Source organism: Chryseobacterium indologenes (genome assembly GCF_002025665.1).
In the GTDB taxonomy this organism is placed as follows: domain Bacteria; phylum Bacteroidota; class Bacteroidia; order Flavobacteriales; family Weeksellaceae; genus Chryseobacterium; species Chryseobacterium metallicongregator.
In genome coordinates, this window is sequence record NZ_CP018786.1 from 882318 (window position 1) to 899860 (window position 17543).

The 17543-nt window shown below is 35.0% G+C and carries 18 protein-coding genes; 9 read left to right on the forward strand and 9 right to left on the reverse strand.

Annotated elements, in window-relative coordinates:
* Positions 1–51: 51 nt before the first annotated feature.
* The 6 genes from gwsS to BUE84_RS04080 form a co-directional block, all read right to left on the reverse strand.
* A complete protein-coding gene (gwsS, locus tag BUE84_RS04055; RefSeq protein WP_079240596.1) occupies positions 52–1122 on the reverse strand; it encodes a grasp-with-spasm system SPASM domain peptide maturase in 1071 nt (356 codons plus the stop codon).
* Positions 1119–1298, reverse strand: a complete 180-nt coding sequence (locus tag BUE84_RS04060; protein WP_079240597.1) for a hypothetical protein — start codon at positions 1296–1298, stop codon at positions 1119–1121. The genes gwsS and BUE84_RS04060 overlap by 4 nt, the downstream gene beginning before the upstream one ends.
* Positions 1295–2200 carry a grasp-with-spasm system ATP-grasp peptide maturase gene (gene gwsG / locus BUE84_RS04065; protein WP_079240598.1) on the reverse strand — a complete coding sequence of 302 codons (906 nt, stop codon included), beginning with the start codon at positions 2198–2200 and terminating at the stop codon, positions 1295–1297. The genes BUE84_RS04060 and gwsG overlap by 4 nt, the downstream gene beginning before the upstream one ends.
* A complete protein-coding gene (locus BUE84_RS04070) occupies positions 2197–3063 on the reverse strand; it encodes a hypothetical protein (protein ID WP_079240599.1) in 867 nt (288 codons plus the stop codon). The genes gwsG and BUE84_RS04070 overlap by 4 nt, the downstream gene beginning before the upstream one ends.
* Before the next feature lie 94 nt (positions 3064–3157).
* On the reverse strand, positions 3158–3322 hold the full coding sequence (locus BUE84_RS25025) for a grasp-with-spasm system A modified peptide (protein WP_158521345.1): 165 nt from the start codon (positions 3320–3322) through the stop codon (positions 3158–3160).
* Between the two features lie 642 nt (positions 3323–3964).
* A complete protein-coding gene (locus BUE84_RS04080) occupies positions 3965–5815 on the reverse strand; it encodes a helix-turn-helix transcriptional regulator (protein ID WP_079240601.1) in 1851 nt (616 codons plus the stop codon).
* A 238-nt stretch (positions 5816–6053) separates the two neighbouring features.
* On the opposite strand from BUE84_RS04080, the gene BUE84_RS04090 reads away from it, so the two are divergent.
* From BUE84_RS04090 to BUE84_RS04115, 7 genes are all read left to right on the forward strand, one after another.
* Positions 6054–6374: an import component protein gene (locus BUE84_RS04090; RefSeq protein WP_079240603.1), complete on the forward strand. Its 321-nt coding sequence runs from the start codon at positions 6054–6056 to the stop codon at positions 6372–6374.
* A gap of 18 nt (positions 6375–6392) precedes the next feature.
* Positions 6393–6854, forward strand: coding sequence for a hypothetical protein (locus BUE84_RS04095; protein WP_079240604.1), 462 nt, complete (start codon positions 6393–6395; stop codon positions 6852–6854).
* A gap of 28 nt (positions 6855–6882) precedes the next feature.
* Complete coding sequence (locus BUE84_RS04100) at positions 6883–7839, forward strand: DUF3829 domain-containing protein (RefSeq protein WP_079240605.1); 957 nt, start codon at positions 6883–6885, stop codon at positions 7837–7839.
* Positions 7840–7865: 26 nt separating this feature from the next.
* Positions 7866–8042, forward strand: coding sequence for a DUF6903 family protein (locus BUE84_RS24360; protein ID WP_158521346.1), 177 nt, complete (start codon positions 7866–7868; stop codon positions 8040–8042).
* A 98-nt stretch (positions 8043–8140) separates the two neighbouring features.
* A complete protein-coding gene (locus BUE84_RS04105) occupies positions 8141–8674 on the forward strand; it encodes a DUF4303 domain-containing protein (RefSeq protein ID WP_079240606.1) in 534 nt (177 codons plus the stop codon).
* Between the two features lie 157 nt (positions 8675–8831).
* Positions 8832–9311 (forward strand): hypothetical protein, encoded by a 480-nt coding sequence (locus BUE84_RS04110; RefSeq protein WP_079240607.1) that lies wholly within the window; start codon positions 8832–8834, stop codon positions 9309–9311.
* Entirely contained in the window at positions 9289–9807 is a 519-nt protein-coding gene (locus tag BUE84_RS04115) for a hypothetical protein (RefSeq protein ID WP_238594357.1), read from the forward strand. Before BUE84_RS04110 ends, BUE84_RS04115 begins: the two co-directional genes overlap by 23 nt.
* A gap of 139 nt (positions 9808–9946) precedes the next feature.
* On the opposite strand, the gene BUE84_RS04120 is transcribed toward BUE84_RS04115, so the two are convergent.
* The 3 genes from BUE84_RS04120 to BUE84_RS04130 all read right to left on the reverse strand — a co-directional run bounded on the left by BUE84_RS04120 (position 9947) and on the right by BUE84_RS04130 (position 12402).
* Entirely contained in the window at positions 9947–10891 is a 945-nt protein-coding gene (locus tag BUE84_RS04120; RefSeq protein WP_034697001.1) for a transketolase family protein, read from the reverse strand.
* Between the two features lie 30 nt (positions 10892–10921).
* Positions 10922–11773: a transketolase gene (locus BUE84_RS04125; RefSeq protein ID WP_079240608.1), complete on the reverse strand. Its 852-nt coding sequence runs from the start codon at positions 11771–11773 to the stop codon at positions 10922–10924.
* A 110-nt stretch (positions 11774–11883) separates the two neighbouring features.
* Positions 11884–12402, reverse strand: coding sequence for a hypothetical protein (locus BUE84_RS04130; protein WP_079240609.1), 519 nt, complete (start codon positions 12400–12402; stop codon positions 11884–11886).
* A 336-nt stretch (positions 12403–12738) separates the two neighbouring features.
* Here BUE84_RS04130 and BUE84_RS04135 point away from each other — a divergent pair, with 336 nt between their 5' ends.
* Together BUE84_RS04135 and BUE84_RS04140 are read left to right on the forward strand one after the other, a co-directional pair.
* Positions 12739–14976: a reprolysin-like metallopeptidase gene (locus BUE84_RS04135; RefSeq protein WP_079240610.1), complete on the forward strand. Its 2238-nt coding sequence runs from the start codon at positions 12739–12741 to the stop codon at positions 14974–14976.
* A 296-nt stretch (positions 14977–15272) separates the two neighbouring features.
* Entirely contained in the window at positions 15273–17501 is a 2229-nt protein-coding gene (locus BUE84_RS04140; protein WP_079240611.1) for a reprolysin-like metallopeptidase, read from the forward strand.
* The last annotated feature ends 42 nt before the right edge of the window (positions 17502–17543 follow it).

Below are 17543 nucleotides of genomic sequence, written 5' to 3' on the forward strand. Positions count from 1 at the left end.
TTTAAATCAAATTTAAAAGCGGTTTTCAATTAACAAGGTTTATGGAAAAAATTATCTGAGTTCCAGAGAATTAAAAATTTCCTGTTTTAAAGGATTTTTTGACCAATCATCCCAAATGCCTGTATAAGGATTGTAGCCACATTTCAGAGGTTTTGATACATTCAGTCCTTTTTTGTTTTTAACAGCATTTTCAGTGTATGCCCTGCAGTCTGTGCAGACATAACGGAATTCGCAGTCTTTGCATATTTCAATATGGTCTTTGGTGAGATTCCAGTATTTTTTGAAATCAGGCTGATTGAGTGTTTCTTCAAGGCTTTGTTGATAGATATTTCCAAAGCTTTCACTCATGAGCGGACAATTTTTGATGTTACCATGCCTATCAATGCCTATCTTTTTATACAGGCAGGAATTGTGGTTGATAGCTTCTATAACTTTAGTTATATTCGTATTGAAGTATTTCAAATCCACTTTTCCACACGCAGATATTTTCAGGTCATCTTTCAGGAAATGCAGCGAGAAACGGTATTCATCTTTAGCTTTGAAAGGAGGTTTCGAACAATTGTAAAGAATGAGACTGTAAATTCTTACCGTGTTTTTTTGAAGATCCTGTATAAAAGATAGGTTGATTTTCTGATGAAACGGAGAGAAAATTTCTATTCCGGATAAGACCGAAGTTTTAAAAATTTCATCAATTTCTATAAAATCTTTTAAAGCTAACGGGTTCAAACTGTAAATAACCAAATGTTTAACTCCAAGATTTTCTATTGACAGGTATATCTTCTTTAAGATCCCTATATCTTCCATTTCTATAAAAAGATCTGTTACAGAACTGGGTTCATGATAGTCGTAAGAGAGAGGAAGGAAATTTCTGTCCCAATCATTTTCAGTAACAAATCCATACTCTTTTTCCAGTAGAAGATTGATGTAGGCCTGAACAATTTCTCTGGATTCTTCATCATAATTTGTCATCATAGTTTCAATAGAATGAGTTTTCAATTCTACAATGATCTCGTATAACTCCAGAGGATACAGTTCTGATACATTTCTTTGTAGATCCGAAATCAGGATTCTGGTGGTTCCTTTGGTGATAAGGATATTACTAAATAAGTTGAAGTATTTCATAGTAGCCGGTTCAATGATTTGATAGGTCTTTCTCGTATATAATAATTGGTCTGATATTTTTCACATTCTAAAACATAGATGACATCATTAGGTTTTGTAAGTTTCTGATCATTGAAGGGTTCAATATGTTTGAAGGTAAGCGGAAGCTTGTTTTTTTCTTTAACTTTAATTTTCATAAATAATCTGCTATTTCTTTGTCCAACGAATAGTTACAGGTATGAGACAGTGCAAGAAACTGGCCGATGGTATTAACTTCTAAAAAGTAAAACTTGCCATCTTTTCCTTTTAAAAAATCAAGTGATCCACAATTAAGATCCAATGATTGCATCAGAAGTTTAATTTTTTCTTCAATGCTAGAGGAAAGATTGTAGGGAACATTTCTATTAGGTTTTTCTAAATTATATTTTCTGAAATCAGTTTTTGTCTGTTCATCATTTTGAGAAAAAATAGCCATCGAGTAGCATTTTCCGTTGAGATAAAATGTTCTGATTTCAAATTCTTTATCAACCTTATCCTGAAAGAAAGTAATGAAGAACTTTGCTTTCTCTCTTTCGTGTACCGTTGAGGTATACATGATACCATTTAAATCTTTATCAATGTCATCCAAAATAGGATTTCCACCAATGGTTTTTACAATAGTTTTATCCAGAGAAACCAGATCTGTATTATCTGCCAGATAATATTCAGGAATTTCTAAACCTATTTTTTTAGCCTTTTCCAGTACCAGCAGTTTATTAATATCACTATTACTTTCTTTGTTGATATGTTTTTTGGATTCCAGGCTTTTTCTTACATAATCTTCCAGCCAATGCTGTACTTCATTCATATGAGCGTTTACAGAAAGGTTTTCATACTTTAAGCGTTTGATTTTTAATCTGCCTCTTCTGTACCACACGCTTGTGATCTCATCCAGAAAAAAAGAACTTCTGCTACTCCTTAATAGTATTTTTTTGTTCTCCACTGCAATTTCAAAAATTTCATCTTCATGAATACGGATGAATTTCTTTTTCATTTCAAGGAGCCATTCTATAATTTTATTAGTGGTTCTTTCATTGTTGTTGGAAATAATAAGAATCATTTTTTTAAGTAATCTTTTGTGATTTTAGAAGAATGTTGAATACTGGGTATACCTATTTTTTTTCTTTCCTGATTGGCTTTTATTGTATCCACAATAGCATCATAGCTTAGATAAACTCCATATATGATTCCTTCTTTACTTATTTGCAGATTGTGGCGGTCTACCATATTGGCATAGTCTTTTGGAATGCAGTCTCCGGATTGTATATATTCCAGCATTTTAGTTTTGAAATAAGGATATTCTTTTTCACCTATCATGTGACTGAACAAGGGGTGCATAGGCATAAACACGCCACCATTTCCAATGAGACCTATTTTTTGTACTGAAGGATAGCCGTAGTTTTCAAAGGTCCATTTCAACAGTTGTGCATTGATTCTGTCATTCTTTTCCATAAGCTGTGGGTTTCTCCTGCCTTCCGCCTGATCACGGACAAATGCCACGCTGAAAGAATCTACCAGTCGCTTATTCAAACTTTTTTTCCAGCTTGCAATTCTTTGTTTCACCTCAGTACTGTCGATACCGTATTTTTGAAACAGACCGAAATAGCTTTTTTCTGAACCTTCATAGGGAGCAATCAGAGGGATAAGCTTGTATAGACTTTTCTTTCCACCGAAATTCTTTTGATGTTGATCAGCCAGCTTAATATAAGTCTCATATTCTTTGATACGATCTTGATTTTTTGGAATGTATTTTTTAAATAGTTTTCTGTACTGCTTTATAGCTTTCTCAGGTTGGTTTGCAATCCGGTAAATACTATCAATTTCGTTCACTCTGTTATAGTAAGCAATATAATCATTGCTTTTACAGGAAAGGACGATGAAGACGGTAATGAGTAAGTATATCAAAATTGAATTTCGTTTCATTGGTAATCAGTATTTATTGGATTAACGATACTCTTATTTGTAAAAGGGAGGAATTATTTCCTCCCTACACAATATATTAACACTTTTATTGATCTTAGCAGATTTCTAAAGTTGAATCAAGTGTGTGGTCAATCCACGTTTCTTTGTCATAACATTCTCCTTTGTTAGTAGCAACGTAGTTGATAGCAGTTTCCCCACCTTTAATAGTCTGTAGATTTTTCATTTTTTTGTTTTCCAAAGAAGAGAAGTCTCTCTTCATTCCATTTAATTTTTTCATGTGTGTAATTTTTAATTGTTTTATGTAAATCATTTGTGTCAAATTATCCCATGACCTGGGGTGAATAATTCTAAACTTTATCATACACTGTACACTTGTAGTCAAAAATGAAGAATGTATTTCATCAACGTTGATGGGATAAAACTATAACTATTTAGATCACTTTATAGGGATAAAATGTGCAAATGATTTGTATTTTTTCTGTATACACAAATGCAAATTTTACTCTGAAAGAGAGCTGGGTTTTGGTGAAATATTTGAAATATGAAAAAGTATAAATTACATGATCATCATCTAAATAAAACAAAATGTCTTAATACGAGGTTACAGAGTAATATTTTCTATTGTACAATATCCGGAAATAAATAGTTTTTAGTCCGGAAATAAGACCTTGGTCAACTTATGTTGGTTATAATTTGTATGCTTTCGGTGTGATTTTTTATGAAGAAGTCCCACTTTTTACTCAAAAATAAAGGTAAATATCTTCTCTTTTTTTATAGAAAACCTCTGGTTTTAAAAATTTAAAGCTGAACAAATGAAATATAAATATAAATATAAATATAAATATGAGGCATTTCAGCAATGAGTTGAAATGCCTTTTAGTATACTATAGATATTGACTGCTTACTCAGCGAGTACTCCCTGAAAAAAAGATTCTAAGGCCATATTTTCATCCAGCCCGAACTTCTTTTTCAGGCGGTATTTGGTCATTCTTACACTCTTGGGCTCTACATTGAGGAGGTTGGCTATCTGTTTCGTATCCATTCCCAGATAGATGTAGGCGCAGTATTTTAAATCCAGAGCTGTAAGTTTTTGTTGGGCTTTTTCAGTAATGTTTTTAAAAAAATCAGGATGCAGTTCCTGAATGGTGAATCTGATCTTTTCAAAATCATTATCAACGCGGTTTTCTCCCTTTACAACCTGATGAATATTGATATCAGTATCAGAAAGCTGGTTCTGAAGGTTCTGAAGAACTTCATTCTTATGTTGGATATGAAGCTGGCTGGCTAGTACCTCACTTTGAAGCTTTTGTTGCTGAAGGGTAAGAAGTTCCTGCTCTGCTTTTAATCTGGCCTGTTCTTCCTTCTGGAGTTTGATTTGTATTTCTGCTTCATGCTTTTCCGTATCAAGCTTATTTTCTCTTTCTATAGAATATCGCAGCTTAAAATGATAAGAACGGAACATAAAGAATGCTCCAATCAATCCTATAATCCCCAAACCGATATAGAGGAGTTTCTCTTTTTTCAGACTGGCTGTTTTTTCGGTGAGAGATCTGAGTTCAGTTTCTTTTTTCTGAGATTGAAATTGAGCTTCCAGTCTTTTGGCAGTTTCAGCCTGTCCTTCATCAAAAAGAAGGTTATTGTATTCTGTTACCTTTGACTCATACTCATAGGCTTTCTGGTAATTTTTTTGTTTGGCATATAGCTGGGCAAGATCTTTTACCACATTAATCATCACATGGTAATAGACCGGCTTTTGGGTAAGAAGAATTGTTTCTGCTTTCAGGAGATATTGTTCTGATAAAGCGTCATTTTGATCCCGTGATGCAAGATTGCTCAAAACACCAAGTGCTCCAGCCTGCATTCCCTGATTAAGGGTGGTATGCTCAGTAAGGGCTAATATTTCGTTAGCATTCTTCTGAATTTCCTCCCGTATCTCAGGAGTCATAACAGGATAGCTCAAATAGTAATTGATAAGATTCAGCAGTGCCATAGCATGTACGTGTGCAGAAACATGCCCAGGAAACTGATGATATAGGGCTACAGCCTTTTTACACATTTCTATGACAGGTTTCAGATCTTTTAAGTCTCCGGTCTTTGCATGTTGGAAAGAGTAGCAAACTGCCAATGCAGAATAGGCCGAACTCAATAGATTTTTATTTCCTGATTTCTCAGCAAACTCAATGGATTTTTTTGCATATTTGGTAGCATTTTCAGCATCATTCCATTCAGTGTAGATTCCGTAGAGAAGATAATTGAGTTTTGCATTCAGCATGATTTCTGAAGGCTGCTTTTCTACCATAGGAAGTACTTTCTGTATCAGTTTGATTGTGCTTTCAGATTCACCAAGAGCATTCATGTAGTAGATATTCAGATAACTGGCATATAGCGAGGCAGTTTTATTATTGCTCTTCTGAACAATTTCATTCGCAGCATCAATGATAGGTGGAATTGTATTGTACTCGGACTGGTTAAGCTTAATAATTCCTTTTTGGGTAAGTGCTTTTACTTCTTCGGCATCATTTTGTTCCTTTTTAGCCAGTTCCATTTGTTGCTGTACATATTTTTCGGCGGTATTATATTGATCACTGACTCTGTAATATTCGGTAAGCTCGTTATAAATTTTGAATTTTTCTGCGGTTGTAATATGCTCTTCGCTCAATTGGTTTTTAATGCCATCGATAAATGTATTCTGTGCAGGGTATAAGGTGCAGATAAAAAGTATACAATATAAAAGTGAGTACTTTAGTTTCATAGGGTGAAAGTACAAAAATTGTAGACACCTGTCAATTTCCTACATAAAAAAGTAAAAATGATTTTAGTTTTTATATTGTTGTAAATCAGTGTTTTATTTGTTTTTGTAGACGTTTTGTAGTCAGTTTTAATCTCGGTTGAAGGTGTTTTGTAGTTGCTGAAATGATGAAGAAGGAATTTTTCTGTTGCAATTTTGAACCAGGAAAAAATCAAAAAATATTAATTAAAATTTTACAATTATGGACAACAAAACATTATCAATTGTTTCTTATATTACGCTTTTCGGATGGCTGATTTCCTTCATTATCGGAAAAGAAAAGTCGAATAAACTTTTAAAATATCATCTGAAACAGTCTTTGGGATTGATTATTTTTTCAGTTATATTATCCATCCTTCTCAATATCATATTGATGGTAACCAAAATCGGAATTCTTGGGATATTTGGTTTTATTCCTTTGGTACTGATGATTATCGGAATCATTAATGCAGCCAATGATGTTGAAAAGCCTTTACCTCTGATCGGAAAAATGTTTGAAGATAAATTCTCTTTCATCGGTTAGGATCTGATTTTTTTGGATATGGAAGGCTTTAAACACTTAAAGAAAAAGGGTACGGAATATGAGGTGAAGCAGTATATGGCACTTCAGCATATTATAGGAATAGCCTGGGTTTGCATTTCGATGTTGCTTATTACCAATACCGGCTATATGAAGACAGGAATTGTTTTGCTTATCTTTTCATTATTGCTCACCATAGTTTCTTTTATTCCCCCAAAAGTAAATTTCGATACTGAAAATAAAACTCTTACTGTAGCGAATAATGGTTTGAACCGAAAGATATTTATTTATAATCTGGATGATTTTGAAGGTTTTGAACTGCAGACATTTCAGTTGGGATTTATTCCTCTGGGATGTTATTTGTATGCCAATTTTAAAAATGTATCACAATTTAAACGGCCTGTAATATCCCAGTCTTTCAGCAAAAGAATCATACAGGAAATCACTAATGAGCTGGAAGATATTACTACAAAAATAAAATAAAAATACCTATCACAATTAATATAGAATTATGAAAAGATCATTCGTTATCATTGGAGTAATTTTTCTGAGCCTTTCTGCAATATCGTGTGATAAATTGGAGAAAATTAAAGAAAAGCTTTCACAGAATACTGCTCCTAAGCAGGTAAATCCTTTCAGTGTCAATTCAGGAGATCCCAACAGAGATATTATTTCTTTTAACAATAAAATCGTAAAAATGGATGATGCCCATTCAGATTTTATCAAAAACTTCCAGAATTCACTGATTCAGATGGAAGAGTATGTAAAGAATGTAACTGCTAATCCGCAGTTTTCAGGAATCACACCTATTTTCACACCTACAATTATGATGCATGCCCATCAGGAATTGAAAGCTCCTGATGTATTGGGAAAAGATTTTCAGACACTTGTTGATACAATGAAGGATACAATGACTCAATTGGAAACTTTAAAGAAAGAACTAGAAAGCTATAAAGAAGCAGAAGACTGGAAGGATGATCAAGGTAAAAAAGTAACTGAGATGAGTGAAAAAGCTAAAAAGCTAATGCAGGAAAACCGTACTGCTGCCACGGATTTGTTTGCAAAACTTTCTCCCAGAGCAGATAAGGCGGAAATAGAAATCCTTAAAGATCATCCGCTTAAAACACAGATCCTCCAATCCAGAGAAACGATGGAACTGGCTCAGAAGATCATAGATGACTCTTATGATGTAACGGATATCAATGTCTATAAAAATAAATTTTCCCAACAGTATCTGCAGATGGAAAAATTATACAACAGAAATATCAGCGAAAGTATTCCATCATCGGAAAAACAGAAGGAAAGCAGTTATCAGGCATTCAATAATTCTGTTAACGATTTTCTTGGTAAAATGAGAATTGTACAAAGGAGTCTGAATGAAAATAATCAGGAACTGAACAGAGATCTTGATGACCTGGAAAGAGAAGCAGGCTACATCCTTGATCGTTATAACAGTTTTGTAGACTGATTTACCAATAACTAAAACCTGATAGTATGAAAAAAATACTAGGAATTATTTTGATAATAATAGGCTTTTGCCTGGTAGTTGTGATTAAAATAGGACCATCCAGAGAAACTTCCTGGCTGTTTAAATATGGAGAGCTGATTCCTATGCTCGCTGGAGCAGCGATTTTGATTCCCGGATTAATCCTCTATAATAAAAACAGATAGCTATAATCATGAAATTGAACAGCCTTTGTAAGAATATAAGGTGCTGATTTGACAGGATAAAGGTATTTTTACCGCCCATTTTAAAAAAGAAAAGAAATATGGATTTTGAAATTTTGAAACAGCAGATAGAAGACGCTGCTAAGAAAGCTTTTTTAGAAGTGTATGAAAAGCATGGTGCAGAAGGAATTTACAGCTTTGCACTGTACAGCGATGAGGGAGCAATGACAGTATGTCCTGCAGCCAATACATTGAAAGTAATGGAAAATGCAGAGGAGGAAGATGCTCTTTATTATAAATATGAACCGGCAGAATGGACCTATGAAATGGAAGGAGCCGATAAAGAATTTGATAGCATCTGTACTCAGTTGAGGGCAGAGCTTAGTAAACATGATGACGATGATCAATGGTTTGAGCGTTTTCAGATCAAATTATATTCAACCTGCATTGAAGTACTGGAGAAACTTAAAAATGAGAACTTTTTCACAAAGATTACAGGCAAAGATGTTTTCCTGATTTTCACGGTTTCAGATTATGAGTTTGAACAAAAAGACCTGAAGAATCTTATCATTAGACTGAATGATAATGAATACAAAAATGAATATCTGGACTGGATGGCTACCTGGGGCAATTAAAAGAATGAGGAATTAAAAAAACACTTTAAATATATACGTATGAAGTCCGATAAAATAATTGTCTCAGAAGCCTCTTATACATTACAATCTATATAAAAGCTTTTTAAAGCATTAGACTCAACTCCCAACTAAAATATAAAGAACAATTACATTCATTATGAACAACTATCAATTTTATAAACAAGAAGGAAATCAATACATTTTTAGAAACCAGCCGGTGTTTATTGCGGTGCTCTGCATTATTTTTCTGGTCATTGCAGGGTTAATTTTTAACAGTGTAAGAACCGGTAGCTATATTATTATGGCAGTAGTAGCACTTATTGTAGTCAACTTCTTTACCAAGAAATTTATCATCGATATGGATCGTAAAACGATTACCGGGAAACATACGATTTTTGTTCCGGCAAGAACATATCCTATTGAGAATTTCAGAAATTTTCATGTGGTAGCAACAAAATATATGGGTTTTATTACCACCAATGTAATGCTTTCTGTTTATTTTGAAGTAGATGGTAAAGAAAAACAGCTTACAATAGGCCAGGCGCTTACCCAGAAAGGAATACAGAAAATGGTCAATGAAACAGAGGATATTTTGAACATTAATCATCCTGAAAATGAACATCAAAGACCGCTATAAGTTTGAAGAAAACGGAAGTGAAATCAGCTTTATGCCCAATTACAGTTTCATTCGCACTTTGGTTTGGTGGCTGGCATTGGGAGTCATTGCACTTCCTGTGATCATCTATTATTTTATGGATAAAATGTCCGGAGATCAGTTCAAAATTGCCATGGGATTATGGGTTGTTTATATGATCTACTTCCTGTTTGACCTCTTTTTCAGAATTCCTGTGAAATATATTTTTGATAAATCGGAAAAGTGTATTTACAGAAAACTGTTACTTTCCAAAAAGCTCATGAATTTTGATGAAATGACCTATTTTGTGAATGATGAAAGAGGTGGATATTATTATTCCATCGGTAAAAAGAGAAATCAGTTTGTAAAAAACTACAGAATCAGTAATTATTTTTCAGGTTCAAAAGCTTCCGAGAGAAGACAGGACGAGTATATAAAAGAAATTTTATGTCCTGTTCTCATTGCAGTAGGAATTCCCTTGAGTCAGGAAGAACAATAATAAGCAGGGTAAAAACTAATACGATGAAGAATGAAGGTGTAACCATTCCTCTCTTTTTGACGGGGTGGTTTATACACAATAAAAAAACCCGACGGTTTCGAAGAAACCGCCGGGTTTTGTCTATATAAAACAGCTTATATTAAGCTAAAATTCTCTTCACAGCTTCTTTTACTGCAGCAGCATCAATTTTATACTTCTTCATAAGCTCTGCTGGTGTTGCAGACTCTCCGAAAGTGTCGTTTACCGCCACAAATTCCTGTCTTGTAGGTCTTTTTCTTGCAAGCATTCCTGCAACAGATTCTCCTAAACCTCCAAGGTAGTTGTGCTCTTCAGCCGTTACAATCTTACCTGTTTTTTCAACAGATTTTAAAATGATCTCTTCATCAAGAGGCTTGATCGTGTGAATGTTGATAACTTCACAAGAAATACCTTCTTTCTCAAGCTCATCAGCAGCTACAAGAGATTCCCAAACAAGGTGTCCTGTTGCAACAATTGTTACATCAGTACCTTCCTGAAGCATAATTCCTTTTCCGATTTCGAAAGGCATATCTTCCGGAATGAAAACAGGAACTACTGGTCTTCCGAATCTTAAATATACAGGACCTTCAAAATCTGCAATCGCTAAGGTAGCAGCTTTTGTCTGGTTGTAGTCACAAGTGTTGATCACGGTCATTCCAGGAAGCATTTTCATCATCCCGATATCTTCAAGAACCTGATGAGTAGCTCCATCCTCTCCTAAAGTAAGACCTGCGTGAGATGCACAGATTTTTACATTTTTGTTAGAATAAGCGATAGACTGACGGATCTGGTCATATACTCTTGAAGTAGAGAAGTTAGCGAAAGTTCCTGTAAAAGGAATTTTTCCTGTAATACTAAGACCAGCTGCAATTCCCATCATGTTTGCTTCTGCAATACCAATCTGAAAGAATCTTTCAGGAGCTTTCTCAATGAATTTCTCCATCTTCAAAGAACCGATAAGGTCTGCGCAAAGTGCTACTACATTAGGATTTTTGTCAGCCAGTTCAGCTAATCCTGCTCCGAATCCTGAACGCGTGTCCTTTTTTTCTGTATATGTATATTTCATTTTTATTTTATTAATCGAGATGTTAAGATATTAGTAGTCAGCCGGAGCTTCTAGGTATAATTGCTTGATTGCTGTTTCCAACTGCTCATTATTAGGAGCTTTACCATGCCAAGCATGAGATCCCATCATATAATCAACACCGTAACCCATTTCTGTATGAAGAAGAATTGCTACCGGTTTTCCTTTTCCAGTTTCTGTTTTTGCTTTCTCAAGGATTGCAATCACAGCTTCAAGATCATTACCATTTTTTTCTTCCAAAACAATCCATCCGAATGCTTCCAATTTAGCATGAAGATTTCCTAAACTTAATACATCATCTGTATCACCATCAATTTGACGACCATTATAGTCGATAGTAGAGATGATATTATCTACTTTTTTGGCAGCCGCATACATCAATGCTTCCCAGATTTGACCTTCCTGAAGCTCACCATCTCCGTGAAGAGAGTAAACAAGAGATTGATCACCATCCAATTTTTTACCCTGAGCTACTCCAAGCGCTACAGAAAGTCCTTGTCCAAGAGAACCTGAAGCAATTCTGATTCCTGGTAGTCCTTCATGAGTAGTAGGGTGTCCCTGTAATCTTGAATCTAATTTTCTGAAAGTTTTAAGTTCTTCTACAGGGAAGAAACCAAATCTTGCTAAAGTAGAGTAGAATACCGGAGAAATGTGCCCGTTTGATAGATAAAAATGATCTTCATTTTTGCCTTCCATTGTGAAAGGAAGTTTATAGTTCATTACCTTTCCATAAAGTGCTGTAAAGAACTCTGTACAACCTAAGCTACCACCTGGGTGTCCTGAATTTACAGCGTGAACCATTCTTAAAATGTCTCTTCTGATCTGCGTAGTAAGAGTTTTTAACTCTTCGATACTTTTACTCATTATATCTGATTTATTTGCATGCGAATTTACAATTTTTTACCGGCTTATGGAAATGCAAAAATCCGGATATGAAAACCCGGATTTTGACTGAATTGAATATTTTTCTGCTTTTAACAGCCTTCATTGAGATAAACTGAGATTTCTGTCACGATATTATTAACAAATTTAAAGCTTAGTAGTGTTCCTGCCTGACTGTCTTCAATATTAAAATAACCGGAATCTTTAATCGGTTTACCATTGGAATCCCAATCCGGGCGTACACTGAAATTGGCGTAACTTCTATAAGCATTAATCAGATCATCTCTGGTACTTCCTACCCCGATTCCGCTTTTCGTTTTAAATTTTTTACTCGAGGTTGTCATAAAGGTAATGGAAGGAACACTAGGATTAGCTTCATTGATGTAATTGTCAAAAAGATCAATCTGGATCGTCTCCCCATTATACTTCACCCTATTTTTTTTCTCTCCATTTGAGTTGACCAATTTTGTTCCTGCAATTTTTTCTGCTTCAACCTTGGGCATAAAGACTTTAAACGGTCCAATTCTTAAGGTTGATACTTCAAAATTTTCCTGAGCATTCATAAAGTTAAACGTCAATAGAAATGTAAAAATCGAGATAATTTTTTTCATGGTTTTTTAATTTTTGTTTTTTTTATTTCGATGATTTTAAAAATTAATTTATATCATTCGTGTCAAAGATAATTAAAATATAAAAGTCTATAAAATCAGTTATTTATACAAATACAAAAAAATGAAAAATATTTATTAACGGTAATGCTTTGTGGTAGCTGGATCATTGGTTTTTTACTATTAAATATCGCTCTTTTTTGAATTTTAGTTTGTGATGATTAGATTAATTTAACTAATTTTATAATTCAAATAATCTTGAATTATAAACCTTTAACTAATTATTCTTTGGTTTTTAGTCTGAATGTTTGAGTTGATAAAAATTACATACCATTATATATGAAAATTAAACAATTATTTTATTTGGGGATATTTGTGATATCCGTTTCCTCAGGGAAAGCCCAGGATTTTTTTACTGTAATCAGTGAAAGGTCTATCAAAGCAGATCCTAAAAACAGAACAGTGCAGCCGGAAAAGTCATTGACTTATACACTGGATGTAGCGGGAATGAAAAGCTATTTTAATTCAGTTCCTGAACTAAAAGACAATGACCGTAAAGACAATGCTCCAATCATTGTATTGCCAATGCCTGACGGTACGAAAGCAAAATTCAGAATCTGGAAATCTTCAGTGATGGCTCCCGAATTAGCCAGCAAGTTTCCTCAGATTGTCACTTTTACAGGACAGGGAATTGACGACAAATATGCAACCCTAAAACTTGATTTTACAGAACTAGGATTCCATGCACAGATAAAATCTTTGGTAGCAGGTGATTCTTATATTGATCCTTATGCAAAACAGGATGTCAACAATTATATCATTTATAAAAAAAGTGATTTGATTGATAAAAATCCAAAATCCTGCGGAGTGAAGGATGAAGAAGATTCTTCACTAGCAAAAAAAAACGCTCAAAAAACCACAGCTCCAAGCGTAGGAACTCAAATTAGAGTTTTCAGACTTGCAGTAGCTTGTACCAATCAGTATGCAATAGCGGCAACAGGTACAGCAACTCCCACTGTTGCGCAAACCCTCTCGGCAATTGTAACTTCTGTAAACAGAGTGAATGGAGTGTATGAGCAGGAAGTAGCCTCCAGACTAGTGTTGGTAGATAGCGAAACCAATGTTATCTTTACAAGTGCTGCTACAGATCCATTTACTGGAAATAATAATGCGAATACATTAATTAATGAAAGCCAGACTCAGATTGATTTACTTATTGGGAATGCTAATTATGACATCGGACATACCTTCAGTACCGGAGGTGGTGGATTAGCGGGATTAGGAGTAATCTGTAATAATTCAAATAAAGGAAGAGGGATCACTGGTTCACCTAATCCTGTGGGGGATCCTTATGATATTGATTATGTAGCTCATGAAGTAGGCCATCAGTTTGGAGGTCCACATACTTTTAACGCAACTACAGGAAGTTGTGGAGGAGGAAACCGTAGTGCAGCCAACGCTGTAGAACCTGGAAGTGGAATCACCATTATGGCCTATGCAGGAATTTGTGGAAGTGTAAATAACTTAGCAGCTAACAGTATTCCAACTTTCCATACCAAATCCTACCAGTCTATTACAACGAAAGTTCAGTCAACAACATGTCAGGTTACTCTTCCAACCAATAATTTCGCTCCTACTGTAAATGCAGGAGGTGATTATACCATCCCTAAGAGTACTCCGTTCAGATTAGAAGGATCTGCTTCAGATATAGATAACAATCCACTTACTTACAGCTGGGAACAGAATGATGTAGGCCCGGCAAGTGACTGGAATGCACCTACAGGCAATGCTGCTATTTTCAGATCCTATGTGCCGGTAACTGTTCCTTACAGATATTTTCCGAAACTTACTGATGTAATCAACGGTACGGTTTCTAAAGGAGAAGTTAGACCAGCTTATGCAAGAACAATGGAGTTCAGGCTGACGGTAAGAGATAATAATGCGGGTTGTGCGGGGGTAGCCAATGATGATGCAATCATTACCGTTGATGGAAATTCAGGACCTTTTAACGTAACTGCACCTACTACAGCGGTAAACTGGGCTGGTAATTCTACTCAAACAATCACATGGGATGTAGCTAATACTACTGCATTCCCGGTGAATGCTGCTACTGTAAATATTTACCTTTCCACGGACGGCGGGCTTACTTATCCTACGTTGATCCTGGCATCCACTCCGAATGATGGTTCTGAAGCTGTTACCATTCCTAACGTCAATACGACACAGGCAAGAATTATGGTCGCTGCAGAAACAAATGTTTTCTACAACATTAATCCAATCAACTTTACGATTACCCAGACATTGGGAGTGAATGAGATTGCGGCCAATAAAGATGTGTTTGTAGTGTATCCTAATCCAAGCAAAGGACTTCTGAATGTGAAATTTACCAATTCAAATGAAGTGTATGATATTACAGTATATGATGTAAGCGGTAAATTAGTGTTCACTCAGGTCAATAATAAACTGAATCATGATAAAACAGGTACTTTTGACTTGTCTCACCTGGTTACAGGAGATTATCTGATTAAAGTTAAATCTGAGAATACGGAGAAAACCATCAAATGGATTAAAGAATAATTACTTCACTCCATTGATTAAAAAAATCAGGGCTGTTTCTTAGAAACAGCCTTTTTTATTTTAAATGATGAAAATCTCAATATTCAAAGGGTAATTTTGTTTTTTCTATTGGGTTCTCAGGAAATAAAAGTTTAAACAATTTTAATAATTATTGTGGATTAATAGATGGTTATTTTTCGAATGTAAATATTTGATTTATTTTATGTTGGTTATTGTGGTTTTTTGATGTAAAATACTGTTTTTCACTATGTTGTGGTTTTTATTTTTATATTTGAAACTCTTAAAAACATCATAGTATGAAAATTAAACAACTATTTTATTTAGGGATATTCATTTTATCAATTTCTCTAGGAAAAGCTCAGGATTTTTTTACTGAAATCAGTGAACGAACAATTAAAGCAGAATCTAAAAGCAGAACAGTACAGCCTGAAAAATTTCTTACTTATAAGTTGGATGTGAGTGGTCTGAAAAACTATTTTGCTTCAGTTCCGGAGCTGAAAGATAATGAACGTAAAGATAATGCCCCAATTATTGTTTTACCAATGTCAGATGGAACGAAAGCTAAATTCAGGATCTGGAAATCCTCAGTAATGGCTCCTGAGTTAGCTGATAAGTTTCCCCAACTTATTACGTTGACAGGGCAGGGTGTAGATGATCAATATGCTACCATAAAACTCGATTTTACAGAGTTAGGATTCCACGCTCAAATAAAATCAATAGCATCAGGAGATACTTATATTGATCCCTATGCAAAAAATGATAGTGGAAATTATATCATTTATAAAAAAGGTGATTTAATTGATAAAAAGCAGAGAGGCTGTGGATCAAAAGATGAGAATTTTAAATCAGGAAAAAAAAACGTCCAAAAAACCGTAGCTCCAAGCGTAGGAAGTCAAATTAGAGTTTTCAGACTCGCTGTTGCCTGTACAGGAGAATATGCGGTAGCAGCAACAGGATCAGCTACTCCTACTATTGCACAAACTTTGTCTGCTATTGTAACAACTGTAAATAGGGTAAATGGAGTATATGAACAGGAGGTTGCTGTAAGATTGATCCTCATTCCTACTGAAAACAATATTATATTTGTAAATAATACGAATGACCCTTTCACAGGAAATGATGATGCAGATATATTAATTGATGAAAGTCAGACGGTCATTGACTCAATAATAGGAACAGCTAATTATGATATAGGGCATACCTTTAGTACCGGAGGAGGTGGATTAGCTGGATCAGGTATATGTGATTCTTCATACAAAGCAAATGGAATTACCGGTTCATCTAATCCTGTTGGTGATCCTTATGATATTGATTATGTAGCCCATGAAATGGGGCATCAGTTTGGAGCTCCGCATACTTTTAATGCAATAACAGAAGCTTGTTATGGAAACCGTGAAGCTTCCCATGCTGTAGAACCGGGAAGCGGAATTACCATTATGGCATATGCCGGAATTTGTGGAAGTACCAATAATCTGGCTTCTAACAGTATTCCTATTTTTCATACCAACTCATTTCAATCAATTACTTCAGAAGTTCAGTCTCTCACATGTCAAGTGACAACAGCAGTGGCTAATACGGTGCCTGTTGTTAATGCCGGAAATGACTATACAATCCCAAAAGGAACACCATTTAAGTTAACAGGTTCCGCAATAGATACTGAAAATAATCCGCTTACCTATTGCTGGGAGCAGAATGATGCAGGGCCAGAAGGTGACTGGAATATACCATCAGGAAATGCTGCTATATTCAGATCATTTATGCCTGTAACCGTTCCTTACAGATATTTTCCAAAACTTACAGATGTAATCAATGGCACGGTTTCCAAAGGGGAAGTTAGACCTTCTTATGCAAGAACGATGGAATTCAGGTTGACTGTAAGAGATAATAGCGCAGGTTGTGGAGGAGTAGCCAATGATGATGCTATTATTACAGTTGATGGAAATTCCGGACCTTTTAATGTAACTGCACCTGCTACAGCGGTAAGCTGGATAGGTAATTCTACTCAAACAATCACATGGGATGTAGCCAATACAACTGCATCTCCGGTGAATGCTGCTACTGTCAATATTTATCTTTCCACGGACGGCGGGCTTACTTATCCTACGTTGATCCTGGCATCCACTCCGAATGATGGTTCTGAAGCTGTTACCATTCCTAACGTCAATACGACACAGGCAAGAATTATGGTCGCTGCAGAAACAAATGTTTTCTACAACATTAATCCAATCAACTTTACGATTACCCAGACATTGGGAGTGAATGAGATTGCGGCCAATAAAGATGTGTTTGTAGTGTATCCTAATCCAAGCAAAGGACTTTTGAATGTGAAATTTACCAATTCAAATGAAGTGTATGATATTACAGTATATGATGTAAGCGGTAAATTAGTGTTCACTCAGGTCAATAATAAACTGAATCATGATAAAACAGGTACTTTTGACTTGTCTCACCTGGTTACAGGAGATTATCTGATTAAAGTTAAATCTAAGAATACGGAGAAAACCATCAAATGGGTTAAAGAATAATTACTTCATTCCATTGATTAAAAAAAGGCTGTCTTCATTTCG